Origin of the sequence: Mesobacillus sp., from assembly GCF_049588175.1 — a bacterium.
Classification (GTDB): domain Bacteria; phylum Bacillota; class Bacilli; order Bacillales; family Cytobacillaceae; genus Mesobacillus.
The window spans coordinates 1-2,147 of sequence record NZ_JBAVFI010000722.1; the positions used below are offsets into that span (position 1 = coordinate 1).

Sequence of the window (2,147 nt, forward strand, 5' to 3'; positions counted from 1 at the left end):
CAGCAATAGCAGCCGAAAAAATCAAAACAATAGGCACTTAGAAGCCAACGCTCTATTCCATCACCGCATTACTCCACTGGGGGTCAGACCCCCAGTGCTTTACAGTATTAACGCGCCGGGGGTCTGACCCCCGGCGCGTTAATTTGTTAAAGTAGTTTATTTTGTATTTTGCGTTCGTAGTTTTTAAATATAGATGAGTTGGTGGTGCCGCCTCTGCTTGACATGAGTTTGTTGTACTTTAGGAGTTTCTGGCCTAATTGCTGGTTGAGCTGCTCTTTTTCTTCTGGATTCTCGCATTTACGAATCAAATCTTCTATCGTCATGACTTCTTGCCTTAATTTATTTCCCTCAGGAGAGAATCCGTTGTTCTTCAGCAGCTGGTAGGCCATCCTTAATTCCTGTGGCACTGCAGATAAGTCCTCAAGTTTCAGCGGTTTTCCATAACCAGGAAGATTATCAAATTCCCCATCTTTATAGGCCCGCTTAATCCTTTCCTCTGAAACAATAAATGAAAAATCCATCAGAACCAACTCCAGTCCATCAATTTCACCTTATTACTATTATGATATTATATTCTCCCATTTTTTCCTAATTGTATTGTTTCGAGTTTCACATTTTACCGCGTTAAAGGTTTAGCAAGTTAGCGAGCAGGATATTAAACAACATATAAAATAATTACATAACAAGGGGTGTCTGTTAATGAACTTTGGGGGTATTGGCTTTACATTGATTTCAGCCACTTTTTTCATGGGGCTGGTCGCCTGGTATTCTTATGTGAAGACGAAGGGCGAGGTAAGTGATTCTGATGGCTATTTCCTCGCAGGCCGCGGTTTATCCGGCGGGTTTATTGCCGGCTCTCTCCTGCTCACAAACCTTTCAGCTGAACAGCTTGTCGGATTGAACGGACAGGCGTATCGGACAAATTTGTCTAACATGGCCTGGGAGGTTACTGCAGCGTTCTCCATTATTATCATGGCAATCTACTTGCTGCCTAAATATCTAGGCGGAAATTTCACAACGCTCCCCGAATTTTTGAGCAAGCGATTTGATGAAGGCGTTCGGCAATACACCGTTCTTTTGTTCATGCTAGGCTATATTTTCGTTACCGCACCATCCATGCTCTATTCTGGTGCTCTTGCTGTGTTGCAGCTATTCAATTTCCCGGAACTTTTCGGTATATCCTATGAGGTTTCCGTTTGGATAATCATCTGGATTATCGGCATTATCGGGGCTATTTACGCCATTTTCGGCGGATTAAAAGCTGTTGCCATATCAGATACGTTAAACGGAATTGGCTTGATCATCATCGGGCTGCTTGTTCCGATTCTTGGCTTGATTGCACTTGGTGATGGAAATATGTTCAGTGGGATGAAGGAGATTGCAACTGTCCATCCTGAAAAATTGAACTCTATTGGAACAGAGAAAGATTCCGTGCCTTTTGGAACGATCTTTACAGGAATGATTTTTGCCAACCTATTCTATTGGGCATCCAATCAATACGTGATCCAGCGGACATTAGGGGCAAAAAACCTTGCTGAGGGCCAAAAAGGTGTCATCATTTCTGGATTTTATAAATTATTGGTGCCTTTAGCAATGATGATCCCGGGCGTTATTGCCTTCCATTTGTATGGCAGCAACCTGAAATCGGTTGACCTGGCCTATCCGGCTTTGATATCCGATGTATTGCCAACGTGGATGTCCGGCTTCTTCCTGGCAGTCCTGCTTGGTGCTGTTTTAAGCTCATTCAACTCTCTTTTAAACAGCGCTGCAACCATGTTTGCGCTAGATATTTATAAAGCAAGATTCAATCCTGATGCAGATGATCAGAAATTGATCTCTGTAAGTAAAATTTCCGGAACATTGCTGGCAGTCGTTTCACTTTGTATTGCTCCATTACTGATGAACGCTCCTGAAGGTCTATGGGACTTGATCAGAAGATTTACCGGCTTCTTCAACATTCCAATTATCGCAATTTTACTCGTAGGGATTTTCACAAAACGAGTCCCGTCTCTTGCTGCAAAAGTAGTGATTATCTTCCACGTCATCACTTATTACATGCTTATCTGGGGAACACAGCAATTATTCAATTTTGCCGTCCCGATTCACTTCATCCACATCTATGCAATCCTGTTCGTGGTTGAAGTAGC

2 protein-coding genes are annotated in these 2,147 nt (G+C 42.8%); one reads left to right on the top strand and one right to left on the bottom strand.

Features of this window, described 5'->3' with window-relative positions; genetic code table 11:
* Positions 1–146: 146 nt before the first annotated feature.
* Complete coding sequence (locus WB217_RS17535) at positions 147–521, bottom strand: DUF1992 domain-containing protein (protein WP_423994577.1); 375 nt, start codon at positions 519–521, stop codon at positions 147–149.
* Between the two features lie 178 nt (positions 522–699).
* Here WB217_RS17535 and WB217_RS17540 point away from each other — a divergent pair.
* Positions 700–2,147: solute:sodium symporter family transporter (locus WB217_RS17540; protein WP_423994579.1), on the top strand; the 1,448-nt coding region annotated here is incomplete at its 3' end.

Bases quoted from the DNA above. Each gene is read 5' to 3' on its own strand.
- WB217_RS17535 (WP_423994577.1), bottom strand. From the start codon at position 521: ATGGATTTTTCATTTATTGTTTCAGAGGAAAGGATTAAGCGGGCCTAT.